8 protein-coding genes and 1 pseudogene are annotated in these 15,416 nt (G+C 60.1%); 8 read left to right on the top strand and 1 reads right to left on the bottom strand.

Going from position 1 to position 15,416, the window contains the following annotated elements; translation table 11 throughout:
• Window positions 1-223 precede the first annotated feature (223 nt).
• The 6 genes and pseudogenes from recC to MEB48_RS29510 all read left to right on the top strand — a co-directional run.
• Window positions 224-3,676 (top strand): exodeoxyribonuclease V subunit gamma, encoded by a 3,453-nt coding sequence (recC, locus tag MEB48_RS28550; protein ID WP_237887053.1) that lies wholly within the window; start codon window positions 224-226, stop codon window positions 3,674-3,676.
• Window positions 3,673-7,362 carry an exodeoxyribonuclease V subunit beta gene (gene recB / locus MEB48_RS28545; protein ID WP_237887052.1) on the top strand — a complete coding sequence of 1,230 codons (3,690 nt, stop codon included), beginning with the start codon at window positions 3,673-3,675 and terminating at the stop codon, window positions 7,360-7,362. Before recC ends, recB begins: the two co-directional genes overlap by 4 nt.
• On the top strand, window positions 7,359-9,467 hold the full coding sequence (gene recD, locus MEB48_RS28540) for an exodeoxyribonuclease V subunit alpha (RefSeq protein WP_237887051.1): 2,109 nt from the start codon (window positions 7,359-7,361) through the stop codon (window positions 9,465-9,467). The genes recB and recD overlap by 4 nt, the downstream gene beginning before the upstream one ends.
• 117 nt (window positions 9,468-9,584) lie before the next feature.
• Entirely contained in the window at window positions 9,585-10,160 is a 576-nt protein-coding gene (locus MEB48_RS28535) for a YfiR family protein (protein WP_237887050.1), read from the top strand.
• Window positions 10,157-11,425: a diguanylate cyclase domain-containing protein gene (locus MEB48_RS28530; protein ID WP_237887049.1), complete on the top strand. Its 1,269-nt coding sequence runs from the start codon at window positions 10,157-10,159 to the stop codon at window positions 11,423-11,425. The genes MEB48_RS28535 and MEB48_RS28530 overlap by 4 nt, the downstream gene beginning before the upstream one ends.
• A gap of 5 nt (window positions 11,426-11,430) precedes the next feature.
• A pseudogene (locus tag MEB48_RS29510) lies at window positions 11,431-11,570 on the top strand (OmpA family protein); the annotation flags it as partial.
• Between the two features lie 46 nt (window positions 11,571-11,616).
• Here MEB48_RS29510 and MEB48_RS28525 read toward each other — a convergent pair.
• On the bottom strand, window positions 11,617-12,564 hold the full coding sequence (locus tag MEB48_RS28525; protein WP_237887048.1) for a LysR family transcriptional regulator: 948 nt from the start codon (window positions 12,562-12,564) through the stop codon (window positions 11,617-11,619).
• A 161-nt stretch (window positions 12,565-12,725) separates the two neighbouring features.
• Between MEB48_RS28525 and MEB48_RS28520 the strand changes: the two genes are divergently transcribed.
• Together MEB48_RS28520 and mmsB are read left to right on the top strand one after the other, a co-directional pair.
• The gene (locus MEB48_RS28520) at window positions 12,726-14,243 is read left to right on the top strand and encodes a CoA-acylating methylmalonate-semialdehyde dehydrogenase (protein WP_237887047.1); all 1,518 of its coding nucleotides are present in this window, start codon (window positions 12,726-12,728) and stop codon (window positions 14,241-14,243) included.
• Window positions 14,244-14,253: 10 nt separating this feature from the next.
• Window positions 14,254-15,141: a 3-hydroxyisobutyrate dehydrogenase gene (mmsB, locus tag MEB48_RS28515; RefSeq protein ID WP_237887046.1), complete on the top strand. Its 888-nt coding sequence runs from the start codon at window positions 14,254-14,256 to the stop codon at window positions 15,139-15,141.
• Window positions 15,142-15,416 lie beyond the last annotated feature (275 nt).

The following is a 15,416-nucleotide window of genomic DNA, read 5'->3' as shown; positions in this document are numbered from 1 at the left end:
CAGTGAAACGATGCATCGCCGATGGTAGTGTGGGGTTTCCCCATGTGAGAGTAGGTCATCGTCAAGATTAAATTCCGAAACCCCTATCTGCATCTGCAGGTAGGGGTTTTGTTTTGTCCGCAGGAAAGTTCGTACAGCATCATCGGACCGCTCCCGGCTGTCACAGTCTGCCGACAGTGCTAAGGTTCGGCCCTAGCTTTTGTATTTTCCCAAGGAAGCCTTTATGCCGGACGCTATGTCCCTCAGTGCTGGTTTTATGGTGGTTCATGGCAACCGCCTGGACGAGTTACGCAGCCTGGTGGTTAGCTGGATGCGGCGCTACCCGCTGGCTCCCTTGGAAAATGAAATCGCCTTGGTACAGAGCAACGGCATCGCCCAGTGGCTGAAGCTGGCATTGGCCGAAGATCCTGAAGAGGACGACATGGGTGGCTGCGGAATCGCCGCTGCCATCGACGTGCAGTTACCGGGCAGCTTCATGTGGCAGCTCTATCGTATGGTGCTGGGACGTGACGAAATCCCGGTCAAATCCCTTCTCGATAAAGCCCCGCTGACCTGGCGTCTGATGCGTCTGCTGCCACAGTTGATCAATCAACCGCACTTCGAACCCCTGCAGCGCTTTCTTACCAATGACACCGACTTACGTAAACGCTATCAATTGGCGGAGCGACTGGCAGACCTGTTTGACCAATATCAGGTCTACCGTGCCGACTGGCTCGAAGACTGGGCAGAAGGTCGTCATCAGCTACGAAATGGTAGAGGCGAAGCCAAAGCCCTGACCCCGGCCAACTGCTGGCAGGCGGAGCTGTGGCGAGCGTTGTTGCTGGATGTTGGTGAACAAGGCATGGCGCAAAGCCGCGCAGGCGTCCACCAACGCTTTATCGAGCGGATCAATAGCCTCGAAGTAGCGCCCAGTGGTTTGCCTTCACGGGTGATCGTTTTCGGTATTTCTTCCCTGCCTGCTCAAGCCCTGGAAGCGCTTGCCGGGCTTGCTCGATTCAGCCAGGTCTTGCTATGCGTACACAACCCATGTCGTCACCATTGGGCGGACATCGTCGCCGATAAAGATCTATTGCGACATCAGTACAAGCGTCAGGCTCGCAAGAGCGGCATGCCGGTTGTGCTCGACTCGCAAACGCTCCATCAGCACGCCCACCCGCTTTTGGCCGCGTGGGGTAAGCAGGGGCGGGACTACATCAATCTGCTCGACAGCTACGACGATCCGAGTAGCTATCGCTCGGCGTTTCGTGACGGGCGCATCGACCTTTTCAGCGAAAACCAGCCACAGAACATGCTCAATCAGTTGCAGGACGACATCCTGGAATTGCGTCCCCTGAACGAGACCCGCGAGCGTTGGCCTGCTGTCGATCTGAAAAAGGACGTATCTATCCGTTTTCACATCGCCCATAGCGCTCAACGCGAAGTGGAGATCCTCCACGATCAATTGCTCGCACGATTCAGTGCTGACCCAGACCTGAGGCCTCGCGACATAATCGTGATGGTCCCGGACATCGACAGTTATGCCCCGCACATCCGTGCTGTCTTTGGTCAGCTTGATCGCTTTGATCCGCGCTTCATTCCTTTCACGCTGGCGGATCAAGGCCAGCGCGGCCGGGATCCGCTATTGATCGCTGTCGAGCATCTGCTCAAACTGCCCGATAGTCGCTTCCCCGTCAGCGAAATCCTCGACCTGTTGGACGTTCCGGCATTACGCGCTCGGTTTGGCGTAGAGGAGCGTGACCTGCCAACCTTGCATCGCTGGATTGAAGGCGCAGGCATTCGCTGGGGGATGAACGCCGAGCAGCGCGCGGGTCTGGGCCTGCCTGAGGAACTGGAGCAAAACAGTTGGCGTTTCGGTCTGCGACGGATGCTGCTGGGTTATGCCGTAGGCAGCGCCAGTGCCTGCGAGGGGATCGAGCCCTACGACGAGATTGGTGGTCTGGATGCCGCCCTCATAGGTCCTTTGGTGGCATTGTTGGATGCGCTGGAAATTGCCCATCAGGAACTCACTCAACCTGCAGCGCCCAAACAATGGGGCTCGCGGTTGCAAGCGTTGATGCAATTGTTCTTCCTGGCCAGTAACGAGCATGACGACTATTTGTTGGCCCAACTCGAAGAGCTGCGCGAGACTTGGCTTGAAACCTGCGAATCTGTAGGTTTGCGGGACGAGTTACCGCTGACCGTAGTCCGGGAAGCCTGGCTGGCGGGTCTCGACCAAGGCCGCCTGTCTCAGCGTTTCCTCGCCGGAGCCGTTAACTTCTGTACCTTGATGCCCATGCGAGCTATCCCATTCAAACTGGTCTGCCTGCTGGGCATGAATGACGGCGATTACCCTCGCGCGCAGCCGCCGCTGGACTTCGACCTGATGGGCAGTGACTACCGCCCCGGCGATCGCTCCCGACGTGAGGATGATCGCTATCTGCTGCTGGAGGCTCTGTTGTCGGCACGTGACCAACTCTATATCAGCTGGGTCGGCCGCAGTATTCGGGACAACAGCGAGCGCCCTGCTTCGGTGTTGATAGGGCAGTTGCGTGACCATCTCGGCAGCGGCTGGCGACTGCACGATGACAATGATGAGCTGCTGGAGTCCATGACTCAGGAACACCCGCTGCAACCTTTTAGCCATCGCTACTTTCATGAGGGCGATGATCTATTCAGCTACGCCAGCGAGTGGCAGGTGCTTCATCAAGCCAGTGATCTGGCGACTGATATCGAAGTGCTTGAACCCTACGTCCAGGACGAACCGCTGAGCCTGGGTCAACTGCAGGATTTTCTGCGCAACCCTGTACGACATTTCTTCAGTCAGCGGCTCAAAGTGTTCTTCGAGGCTGCCGAAGTGCCTTTGGCAGATGAAGAACCATTTGTACTCGACGCGCTGCAACGCTATAGCCTCAGCGACAGCTTGCTCGACGCGGCGCTGGGGCAATTGGACCAGACCGATCAGGTACTGGAAGCGCAGGCGAAACGCCTGCAAAACAGCGGACTCTTGCCCATGGCCGGTTTTGGCGAATGTCTTCAGCGAGAGTTGATCGAGCCGCTGCCGGATCTGCTGCTGCGCTATCAGCAACTTCTGGCGTTATGGCCGACCCCGCTCACCAGTGCGTTGCCGGTGAGTCTGGAGCTACAAGGATTGCGTCTGGAGGGTTGGCTCAGTGCTCTGCATCAACGCGCAGATGGCGGGTTGTTGTCGGTGACTACGATTCCCAACAGCATCGGTTCGATCAAGGCCCGCAAATGGCATCGCCTGACGCGACCTTGGGTCAATCACCTGGTGGCCTGTGCCAGCGGCATGCCGATGACAACGGCGTTGGTGGCCAGCGACGACAGTTTGCTGCTCGGTCCGATAGAGGAGGCCGCAGCATCCCGGGTTCTGGGCGATCTGTTGTTGGCCTGGCAAACAGGCATGCGCCAGCCGCTGCCGATTGCAGTAAAAACAGCCTTCGCCTGGCTCGCTCAAACTGACCCGGCCAAAGCTGACGCCGCTGCCCGCAAGGCCTATGAAGGCGATGGCCAGACCACTGACGGCGAGCGCCGCGAAAGCCCGGCACTCGCTCGGCAATTCGCCGACTACGATGCTCTGATTGCCGACGAGACCTTCCCCGATTGGTGCGACGCTTTGTATCGGCCGCTATTTGAGGCCTCCTGGCGTTCATCGACCAGCGAGGAGGCGCGCTCATGATCACGAAAACACCGCTGGCCCTGGCATTCCCTCTGAGTGGCAGCCAACTGATTGAGGCCAGCGCCGGGACCGGCAAGACCTTCACCATTTCTGCGCTGTACTTGCGTCTGGTCCTTGGCCACGGCGGCGAGTCGAGTGGTTTTGGCCGTGAATTGCTGCCGCCGCAAATCCTCGTGGTGACCTTCACCGATGCCGCGACCAAAGAGCTGCGCGAACGTATTCGCACACGGCTGGCTGAAGCCGCACGGTTTTTCCGCGATGAGACACCCGCACCGGATGGCCTCATTGCCGAATTGCGCGAGCAGTACCTTCCCGAACAGTGGTCCGGCTGTGCCAACCGCCTGGACATCGCCGCACAGTGGATGGATGAAGCTGCAGTATCGACCATCCACAGTTGGTGCCAGCGCATGCTGCGCGAACATGCGTTTGACAGTGGCAGCCTGTTCACCCAGACCCTGGAAACCGATCACAGCGATTTGCTCGGCGAAGTCCTGCGCGACTACTGGCGACTGTTTTGCTACCCGATGCAAGGCGATGCGTTGAGCTGGGTTCGTGGCAATTGGGGCGGCCCGGCAGCGTTGCTGCCGCGAGTGCGTGGGTTGTTCGCCAGCGAGCGTGACAGCGTTGCAGGTAAAGAGCCTGCCGAGTTGATTGCCGAGTGCCTGCAGGAGCGACGGGCCGTTTTGCTCGAACTCAAGATGCCCTGGCGCCAATGGGCGGATGAGTTGCTTGCCATCTGTCACCAGGGCGTCGCGAGCAAGAGCGTCGATGGTCGCAAGATGCAGGCACGCTACTTCGAACCCTGGTTCGAGAAGCTCCGGGCCTGGGCCGAAGATGAATCTCTCGAGCAGCTGGACATTGGCACCGGCTTCACTCGCCTGACTCCCGATGGTATGGCTGAAGCCTGGAAGGGCGAAGCCCCCCGTCATCCCGGTCTGGAGGCGATGTCCGCTCTCAAGGCCAGTCTCGATGGTTTGCCGACCCCCGATGCCGCCGTGCTGCAACACGCCGCGCATTGGGTGGGTGCACGGTTCGAGGAAGAGAAGCGTCGCCGCGCGGAGATGGGCTTCGATGACATGTTGCTGCGCCTCGATGCGGCGTTGCAGTCCGAAGGCGGTGAACGCCTGGCGACCCTGATCCGCGAGCAGTTCCCGGTCGCCTTGATCGATGAATTCCAGGACACCGACCCGGTGCAGTATCGAATCTTCGAAAGCATTTATCGCATCGAAGACAACAATCCAGAAACCGGTCTGTTTCTGATCGGCGACCCGAAGCAGGCGATCTATGCCTTTCGCGGTGCCGACATCTATACCTACTTGCGCGCCCGCCAAGCCACCACTGGCCGCCTGCATACCCTGGGTACCAACTTCCGTTCCAGTCATGGCATGGTCAGTGCGGTAAACCATGTGTTCGAGCGCGCCGAATCTCGTGAGCAGGGGCGCGGAGCATTCCTGTTTCGTGAGAAAAATGGCGAGAACCCTGTACCGTTTCTGCCCGTCGAATCCCAAGGGCGCAAAGAAGTCCTGCGCATTGATGGTCAGGTTGTACCGGCCCTGAACATCTGGCACCTGGCCGCCGATCAGCCACTGTCTGGCGCGGTGTATCGACAACAACTGGCCGCCGCCTGCGCCAGTGAAATCACGGCGCTACTCAATGGCGGTCAGCAAGACCGTGCGGGCTTCATCCAGGACGGTAAGGACTTCAAAGGTCTGCTGCCATCGGATATCGCAATTCTGGTGCGCGACGGCAACGAGGCCCAGGCCGTGCGTGGCGAGCTTTCGGCCCGTGGTGTGCGCAGCGTTTACCTGTCAGACAAGGATTCCGTGTTCGCCGCGCAGGAAGCCCATGACCTGCTGACCTGGCTCAAGGCGTGTGCCGAGCCGGATGTCGAGCGCCCCCTCCGTGCCGCGCTGGCCTGCATCACGCTGAACCTTTCGCTGGCTGAGCTGGAACGGCTGAATCAGGATGAACTGGCTTGGGAAGCGCGGGTCATGCAGTTCCGTGGTTATCGCGAGCTCTGGCGCAAGCAGGGCGTGCTGCCAATGCTGCGACATTTGCTGCACGACTTCCGACTGCCCCAGGCGTTGATCGCGCGCAACGATGGTGAGCGGGTGCTGACCAACCTGCTGCACCTGTCCGAGCTGCTGCAGCAGGCCTCCGCCGAACTCGATGGCGAGCAAGCCTTGATCCGTCATTTGTCCGAGCATCTGGCATTGTCCGGTCAGGCTGGCGAAGAACAGATCCTGCGCCTGGAAAGCGACGAGCAACTGGTCAAGGTTGTGACCATCCACAAATCCAAAGGGCTCGAATATCCGTTGGTGTTTCTGCCGTTCATTTGCTCGGCAAAACCGGTGGATGGCAGCCGTTTGCCGTTGTATTACCACGACGCGACGGGCAAGGCTCAAGTGAGCTTGAAGCCGACGCCGGAGTTGGTCGCACAAGCCGATGATGAGCGCTTGGCCGAGGATCTTCGGCTGCTTTATGTCGCCCTGACCCGGGCGCAACATGCTTGCTGGGTCGGTGTGACTGACCTCAAGCGCGGCAATAACAACGGCTCGGTTCTGCACCTTTCGGCGTTGGGTTATCTGTTGGGCGGTGGTGCGCCATTGGCCGAGTCGGCAGGGTTGCGGCGTTGGCTGGAAGATCTGCAGCAGGACTGCCCGGCGCTGAACTACGGCGAAATGCCTGAAGTGAGCGCCGAGCATTACCATCCGCCGCGCAATGAAGCGACCTTGCTTGCGCCGCTGATACCCAAGCGCAAGGCCAGCGAAAACTGGTGGATCGCCTCCTACAGCGCCTTGCGCATTGGCGACAGTCTGAGCGTGGGAAGTGACGAAGCTCCAGAGAGCCCGCAAGCACAAAAGCTTTTTGACGACGAACGTCTCGATCCGCAAGCGCCGCGAGAAGTGATTGCTGGCGGGGCTGATATCCATCGATTCCCTCGCGGGCCGAACCCCGGCACTTTTCTCCATGGATTGCTTGAGTGGGCCGGTGACGAAGGTTTTACCGCTGCACCGCAGTCTGTGGAGGACGCCATCGCCCGCCGCTGCAATCGCCGTGGTTGGGAAGGCTGGATCACGACGTTGAGTGATTGGCTACAGCACTTGCTCAAATCCCCGCTGCACATCGGCGGCGGGCAGCCACCGGTGGTGTTCGAGCAGTTGACCCAATATCGGGTCGAGATGGAGTTCTGGTTCGCCAGTCACAAAGTCGATGTGCTCAAACTCGATGAACTCGTGCGCCAATACACCCACAACGGCGTGGCCAGGGTGGCCGCCGAAGCGGTGCTGCTCAATGGCATGTTCAAAGGCTTCATCGACCTGACGTTCGAGCACGACGGTCGTTATTACGTCGCTGACTACAAATCCAACTGGCTGGGCATCGATGATGCGGCCTATACCGAGCAGGCCATGGAGCAGTCGATTCTCGATAACCGTTACGACCTGCAATATGTGTTGTACCTGCTCGCCCTGCATCGCCAGCTCAAGGCGCGGCTGGTCGATTACGATTACGACCGGCATGTTGGTGGGGCGTTGTACCTGTTCCTTCGCGGTACTCGCGCGGCCAGCCAGGGCGTGTATTTCGCCCGTCCGCCCCGGGAGCTGATCGAGCGTCTGGACCGGTTGTTCCAGGGCAAGCCAGAGCCCAAGGCCGAACCCGCCTGGGAACAGGGAGTACTGCTATGAGTCGCACCTTCGCCGATTTGCTGCCCACGCCATTGGCGGCCGAAAGTCTGGCGGACCTGGCCCCCTTGAATCGCGCAGATGACTTGTTGCTGCTGCTCACGCGCTGGGTCGAACGTGGTTGGCTGCGGGCGCTGGACAAAGCCTTCGTGGCCTTTCTCCACGAACTCGCCCCCGACGATGACCCGTTGGTGCTGCTGGCTGCTGCTTTAACCAGTCATCAACTGGGCCACGGCCATGTCTGTCTGGATCTGTTCGAAACGCTGAAAGAGCCGGACTTCGCTCTGTCGCTGCCGCCGGAAGGTGATCTGCAAAGTGGCGCGATGTTGCTGCCGTCGCAATTGCTGGAGGCGCTGGACGGTGCTCATTGGTGCAAGGTCCTGGCGTCCAGCCGTCTGGTGGCTCTGGCCGTGGACGAGCGTGAAGCCGCGCAGCACCGGCCGTTGGTGCTATCGGGTAAACGCCTGTACTTGCGTCGCTACTGGGCTTACGAGCGGCGGATTGATAACGCCCTGCGTCAGCGCCTGGCTGCACACGAAACAACGCCGACTGATTTGCCCCAGCGCCTGACGGGCCTGTTCGGTCCAGCCAGACCTGATGAAGTGATCGACTGGCAAAAACTCGCCTGTGCCCTGGCTACCCGTAGCGCATTCAGCATCGTCACCGGCGGCCCGGGCACCGGTAAAACCACCACGGTCGTGCGATTGCTGGCATTGCTCCAGGCACCCGCGGTGGAAGCCGGCAAACCGCTACGCATCCGTCTCGCGGCCCCCACCGGCAAAGCCGCCGCACGATTGACCGAGTCCATCAGCCAGCAGGTTCAAACCCTGGAAGTTGCGGAACCAGTGCGCGAGAAGATCCCATCGGATGTGACCACCGTGCACCGTTTGCTCGGCAGTCGTCCCGGCACGCGGCATTTTCGGCACCACGCCGGCAATCGCTTGCCACTGGATGTATTGGTGGTGGACGAAGCCTCGATGATCGACCTGGAAATGATGGCCAATCTGCTCGACGCATTGCCGGCCCATGCGCGTCTGGTGCTGCTCGGTGACAAGGATCAACTGGCGTCGGTAGAGGCCGGTGCCGTCCTGGGTGATCTGTGCCGCGATGCCGAGGCCGGTTGGTACAGCCCGCAGACCCGCCAGTGGCTGGAGGCGGTCAGCGGTGAAAATCTGGATGCGAGCGATTTGCACGAAGACATCAACGGAGCGCATCCCCTGGCTCAGCAAGTCGTGATGCTGCGTCACTCACGGCGCTTTGGTGAGGGCAGCGGCATTGGCCAGTTGGCCCGTTGGGTCAACCGGCAGCAACCCGAGGACGCCCGCAAGTTATTGGCGGCTGGAAGCCATGACGATGTATTTTCCCTGCCTCTCAAGGGGGAGCAGGATCGGGCGCTGGAGCGCTTGCTGCTCGAAGGCCAGGGTGAGAGGCCGAAAGGTTATCGGCATTACCTGAGTCTTTTGCGCAGTCAGCGGCCACCGCTCGACTGCCCACTCGATGATCCACGCTGGACCCATTGGGCGCGTGTGGTGCTGCAAGCCTTCGACACCTTCCAGCTGTTGTGCGCGGTACGCAAAGGGCCTTGGGGTGTGGAAGGCTTGAATCAGCGAGTGACCGAGGCGCTGCTCAAGGCTCGGCTGATCGACAGCGACCACCAGTGGTATGAAGGTCGGCCTGTGTTGATGACCCGCAACGACTATGGCCTGGGTTTGATGAACGGCGATATTGGCATTGCGCTCAAGCTGCCGGAACGTGAGGGGCCCGATGCAGGGCGGCAAGTGTTGCGTGTGGCCTTCCCGCGCAACGATGGACAGGGCGGTGTGCGCTTTGTCCTGCCAAGTCGACTCAACGATGTCGACACCGTATACGCCATGACCGTACACAAATCCCAAGGCTCGGAATTTGCCCATACGGCGTTGATTCTGCCGGACGCCCTGAACCCTGTACTCACCAAAGAACTGATCTATACCGGAATAACCCGGGCCAAACACTGGTTCACCCTGATTGAGCCTCGCGCCGGTATATTCGAAGAGTCTGTACGGCGCAAGGTCAAGCGCTTGAGCGGGTTGATGCTGGAGCTGGAAGAGGGTATCGAGCCGGGCCACTAAGCGGCCGGCGCCAGACGACGGAATCTGTCCGATGTGCCGGGGGCGTGGCCTCGCTGGTGTTTCGGTGCTGTGCTATCGTTGCGGCATCATTTCGTTGCGATCGAAGAGAATCCCTGCATGAAGGTGGCTGTCTGGGCGACAGAGCGCATGGTTCGCTGTAAGCAAGTGCTGCTTGCCGGCCTTCTCTGTTTGTCGACGGGTGTTGCCTTCGCTCAGCCGGAAACAGACGTGAGCAAGGCCGACCAGCGCGCCAGATCGGTCACTCAGGTAGTGCTCGGGATCCTCAGTTATACCCGGTGGCCTGTTGAGCCTCACCAGTTGCGACTGTGCGTGGTTGGCCCCACCGAGTACACCGACGACCTGGTCAAGGGCACCACCCAAGCCACTGGTCGGCCTATCACCGTACGACGGCTATTGGTCGACAACCCGGCAATTGCCGGTGAATGCGATGCGGTGTACATCGGCAAGCTGACCAGCGACGAGCGTAGTCGGCTATTCGCCTCGCTGACCGGGCGTCCGGTGGTGAGCATCAGCGAAGGTGGCGATCAGTGCACCGTCGGCAGTCTGTTCTGCCTGCGGGTCGGCGATGAACAAGTGTCCTTCGAGGTCAATCTCGACTCAGTCGCCCGCAGCGGTGTGCGCATTCATCCCAGTGTGCTGCAACTGTCGCGCCGCCAACCGGCGGCACCATGAGTCTATTCAAACATCGTATCCGCCCGACCCTGGGGTCGGTTATCGGCCGTGGACATTTGATCGTCGCCCTGGTGGGCGTGGCCATGGCCAGTGTCTCGTTGACCCTGTTGGGTGTTCTGGCCTTGCGGGTTTATGCCGATCACAACCTGCATCTGATCACCCGTTCAATCAATTACACCGTGGAAGCCGCGGTGGTGTTCAACGATAAGGCTGCCGCCACCGAAGCGCTGGCGTTGATCGCATCCACTGAAGAAGTGGCCGATGCACAGGTGATGGACGAGCAAGGCGAGTTACTTGCTCGTTGGCAACGACCGGAGACTGGGTTGCTCTCCGATCTTGAAATGCAGATCGCCCGGGTGATTCTGGAAAAGCCCATCAGCATGCCGATCGTCCATCAAGGTCAGGAAATAGGCAGTATCTTGCTCACCGGTCACGGCGGCAGCCTGATGCGCTTTTTGCTTAGCGGTCTGATGGGGATCGTCTTGTGTACGGCCATCAGTGCCTGGGTTGCGCTCTATCTGGCGCGCCGGCAACTGCGGGGGATCATCGGCCCGTTGCGCAGCCTGGCTGCTGTGGCTCACGCCGCCCGCAGCGAGCGGGCCTTCGACCAGCGCGTGCCACCCGCCGACATGGCCGAACTCGACAACCTGGGCAATGACTTCAATGCCTTGCTCGATGAACTCGAATCCTGGCAGACGCACCTGCAAAGCGAAAACGAAACCCTGGCCCATCAAGCCAGCCATGACAGCCTGACCGGACTGCCAAATCGAGCATTTTTCGAAGGCCGCCTGATGCGTGCCTTGCGCAACGCCAGCAAGTTGGACGAGCGAGTGGCCGTGCTGTTTCTCGACAGTGACCGATTCAAGGAGATCAACGATAACTTCGGCCACGCCGCTGGTGATGCGGTGTTGATCGCCGTGGCAACCCGGGTTCGCGCACAACTGCGTGAAGAGGACCTGGTCGCGCGTCTGGGCGGCGACGAGTTTGCAATCCTGCTCACACCGCTGCACATGACCGAAGACGCTGAACGGATTGCCGACAAAATCATCGCCAGCATGGAAATACCCATCCAATTGCCGGGCAGTACCCAGGTGTTGACTTCACTCAGTATCGGCATCGCCGTGTACCCCGATCATGGGGTCACACCGGGTGAGTTGCTCGATGCTGCCGACGCCGCAATGTACCAGGCCAAACGCCTTTCCCGAGGCGCGCAGCAAACGGCAGGGTCGGAGCTCCCTGTCGCCCATGTTCAACCCAGGAGCTAGTTTCTGTGTTCACCCTCAATCAGCATTCTCTACGACTGTTCACGATCACCCTGTTCCTGGCCTTGCTGGCATTGCCGGTTGCCAGATGGCACCGCAACCAGGCCTGACGCCGGCGCAGATCGCCGAGCTCAAGCAGCAAGGTTGGTCGGACGCACCGAGAGCCGTCGGGTGTCGATCGTGGTGAGCGCGGATTAATCGGCGAACAACATCTCCCGACTTTCCCCCATCAACAGCCCTTGATTCTGCTCGGTGACGGAACGGATGTAATCCCACAGCAACGTGATCCGCTTGAGCTTGCGCAGGTCTTCGCGGCAGTACATCCAGAACTGCCGGGTAATGGTGATCTCTTGCGGCAACACTGGCAGCAATCGTGGGTCCTGAGCCGCCAGGAAGCACGGCAGAATCGCCAGTGATCGTCCTTGCTGCGCCGCCACGAATTGCGCGATCACACTGGTGCTGCGCAAATTGGCGCTGGCGCCGGGCAACACATTCGCCAGGTACAGCAGCTCCGAGCTGAACGCCAGATCGTCCACATAACTGATGAATTGATGCTTGCCCAAGTCTGCCGGGCGGCGTATCGGTGGGTGCTTGTCCAGGTAGTCCTGGGTCGCATACAGCTGCAATCGGTAGTCGCAGAGTTTGCAGCAGACATACGGGCCGTGTTCTGGCCGTTCCAGCGCGATGACAATGTCTGCTTCGCGCTTGGACAGGCTGATGAAGTGCGGCAGCGGCAGGATGTCCACCGAGATCGCCGGGTAGGCGTCGACGAAATGGCTCAGCTGCGGGGTGATGAAAAAGCTGCCGAACCCTTCGGTGCAGCCCATGCGCACATGCCCGGACAACGCCACGCCTGAGCCCGAAACCTGTTCGCAGGCCATGTGCAGAGTGCTTTCGATCGACTCGGCGTAACCCAACAGCCGCTGGCCTTCGGCAGTCAGGACGAAACCGCTGGTCCGGGACTTTTCGAACAGCAACGTGCCCAACGAGGCTTCCAGCGAACTGATGCGTCGCGACACGGTGGTGTAGTCCACCGCCAGGCGCTTGGCCGCGGTGCTGGCCTTGCGGGTGCGGGCAACCTCGAGGAAAAACTTGAGGTCATCCCAGTTCAACGAGCCTAAAGACGTGATGTTTTTTTGCATGATGGACCGGCTTTTATGTGCGTTCTTATTAGAAGTTTGCACATCTATACTCCAAAAACAGTCCGATAACCAATTCGCGACACACGCCTCATCTCAAGGCGACTTTCTCGCCTTGGCTCCAAAGATAGCTCTCTAAATAAGAACAACGTCCGGAGACCAATATGAACGCATCGTTAGAAACCACCGTGCAAAAGGTCAAATTGTTGATCGATGGCGAGTGGGTCGAATCCCAGACCACCGAATGGCACGACATCGTCAACCCGGCGACCCAACAAGTGTTGGCCAAAGTCCCATTCGCCACAACCGCCGAAGTGGATGCCGCCATCAGCGCCGCCCATCGCGCCTTCCAGACCTGGAAGCTGACGCCGATCGGCGCGCGGATGCGCATCATGCTCAAGCTTCAGGCGCTGATTCGCGAACATTCCAAGCGTATTGCCGTGGTGCTCAGCAATGAGCAGGGCAAAACCATTGCCGACGCTGAAGGCGATATCTTCCGCGGCCTGGAAGTGGTCGAACATGCCTGCTCCATTGGCAGCCTGCAAATGGGCGAGTTCGCCGAGAACGTCGCTGGCGGCGTCGACACTTACACCCTGCGTCAGCCAATCGGCGTCTGTGCCGGCATTACCCCGTTCAACTTCCCGGCGATGATTCCGCTGTGGATGTTCCCGATGGCCATTGCCTGTGGCAACACCTTCGTGCTCAAGCCGTCCGAACAGGATCCGATGTCGACCATGCTGCTGGTGGAACTGGCCATCGAGGCTGGCATTCCGCCGGGTGTGCTCAACGTCGTTCACGGTGGCAAGGATGTGGTGGATGCGCTTTGCACCCACAAGGACATCAAGGCTGTTTCGTTCGTCGGTTCGACTGCGGTCGGCACTCACGTCTACGACCTCGCCGGCAAACACGGCAAGCGCGTGCAATCGATGATGGGCGCGAAGAACCATGCCGTTGTGCTGCCCGATGCCAACCGCGAGCAAGCCCTCAATGCCCTGGTCGGCGCCGGTTTCGGTGCGGCCGGGCAACGCTGCATGGCCACCTCGGTGGTGGTGCTGGTGGGCGCAGCCAAACAATGGTTGCCTGACCTGAAAGCGCTGGCGCAGAAACTCAAAGTCAATGCCGGCAGCGAGCCGGGCACGGACGTTGGCCCGGTGATTTCCAAGCGAGCCAAGGCACGGATTCTCGAGCTGATCGAAAGCGGCATCAAGGAAGGCGCCAAGCTCGAACTGGATGGTCGCGACATCAGCGTTCCGGGCTACGAGAAGGGTAACTTCGTCGGTCCGACCCTGTTCTCTGGCGTGACTCCCGAGATGCAGATCTACACCCAGGAAATCTTCGGTCCGGTGCTGGTGGTGTTGGAAGTCAACACACTCGATGAGGCCATCGCTCTGGTCAACGCCAACCCGTTCGGCAACGGCACGGGGTTGTTCACCCAGAGCGGTGCGGCGGCGCGTAAATTCCAGACGGAAATCGACGTTGGCCAGGTCGGCATCAACATCCCGATTCCGGTGCCGGTGCCGTTCTTCAGCTTCACCGGTTCCCGTGGTTCGAAGCTCGGCGACCTCGGTCCTTATGGCAAGCAAGTGGTGCAGTTCTACACTCAAACCAAGACCGTCACCGCGCGCTGGTTCGACGATGACAGCGTCAACGACGGTGTGAACACCACCATCCACTTGCGTTAAGGAGCCGGACATGAAAATCGCTTTTATCGGTCTCGGCAACATGGGCGCGCCGATGGCGCGCAACCTGATCAAGACCGGCCATTCACTGCGCCTGGTCGATCTGAACAAAACTGTGCTGGCAGAGCTCGAGCAACTGGGCGGCAGCATCAGCGCTTCGGCACGTGAAGCGGCTCAAGATGCAGAGCTGGTGATCACCATGCTGCCAGCCGCTGTGCATGTGCGCAGCGTCTGGCTGGGCGAAGATGGCGTGCTGGCGGGGATTGCCAAGGGCGTGCCCGCTGTTGATTGCAGCACCATCGATCCGCAGACGGCGCGCGATGTTGCTGCGGCGGCCGCCAAACAAGGCGTGGCCATGGCCGATGCGCCAGTCTCTGGCGGTACCGGCGGTGCTGCGGCCGGGACGCTAACCTTCATGGTCGGCGCCACCCCTGAACTGTTCGCGACCCTGCAACCGGTGCTGGCGCAGATGGGCCGCAACATCGTCCACTGTGGCGAAGTCGGCACCGGGCAAATCGCCAAGATTTGCAACAATCTGCTGCTGGCGATTTCCATGGTCGGCGTCAGCGAGGCCATGGCCTTGGGCGATGCGCTGGGAATCGACACGACGGTGCTGGCGGGGATTATCAACAGTTCCACCGGACGCTGCTGGAGTTCGGAGATGTACAACCCGTGGCCGGGCATCGTCGAAACGGCGCCGGCCTCGCGCGGCTATACCGGCGGTTTCGGTGCCGAACTGATGCTCAAGGATCTGGGGCTGGCGACTGAGGCGGCACGTCAGGCGCACCAACCGGTAATGCTCGGCGCGTTGGCGCAACAGTTGTATCAGGCGATGAGCCAGCGTGGGGAAGGGGGTAAGGACTTCTCGGCGATCATCAACAGCTATCGCAAGCCCGTGTAGGCGCCGGCTTGCCGGCGAAGCTTTTTAGCGGAAGCAAGGACGCCTTCGCTGGCAAGCCAGCTCCTTGTATGTTGTCCCTGACTCCAACGAGAGAGGTTACGCTCAAGGAGTCATACAACAGCAAGTGCGTTTCTGGGGGAGGCCGATCCCTGAAGGCAGGATTTGCTCCTGACCTTGTCTGTAGAGAGGCCCCCCCGCCTCATTGCCCACCACGAAGAGTATCGAGAAGCCGACAAGTCGGACTTCGCATTACAAGGTTGCAGTGGCATGAAGTT

The organism is Pseudomonas sp. PGPR40 (assembly GCF_022014505.1).
Lineage (GTDB): Bacteria > Pseudomonadota > Gammaproteobacteria > Pseudomonadales > Pseudomonadaceae > Aquipseudomonas.
Note: the sequence above shows the minus strand (reverse complement) of the source record. Positions and strands in the feature narration are given on the sequence as shown.

Bases quoted from the DNA above. Each gene is read 5' to 3' on its own strand.
- mmsB (WP_237887046.1), top strand. From the start codon at position 14,254: ATGAAAATCGCTTTTATCGGTCTCGGCAACATGGGCGCGCCGATGGCG.
- recD (WP_237887051.1), top strand. From the start codon at position 7,359: ATGAGTCGCACCTTCGCCGATTTGCTGCCCACGCCATTGGCGGCCGAA.
- MEB48_RS28530 (WP_237887049.1), top strand. From the start codon at position 10,157: ATGAGTCTATTCAAACATCGTATCCGCCCGACCCTGGGGTCGGTTATC.
- recC (WP_237887053.1), top strand. From the start codon at position 224: ATGCCGGACGCTATGTCCCTCAGTGCTGGTTTTATGGTGGTTCATGGC.
- recB (WP_237887052.1), top strand. From the start codon at position 3,673: ATGATCACGAAAACACCGCTGGCCCTGGCATTCCCTCTGAGTGGCAGC.
- MEB48_RS28520 (WP_237887047.1), top strand. From the start codon at position 12,726: ATGAACGCATCGTTAGAAACCACCGTGCAAAAGGTCAAATTGTTGATC.
- MEB48_RS28525 (WP_237887048.1), bottom strand. From the start codon at position 12,564: ATGCAAAAAAACATCACGTCTTTAGGCTCGTTGAACTGGGATGACCTC.
- MEB48_RS28535 (WP_237887050.1), top strand. From the start codon at position 9,585: ATGAAGGTGGCTGTCTGGGCGACAGAGCGCATGGTTCGCTGTAAGCAA.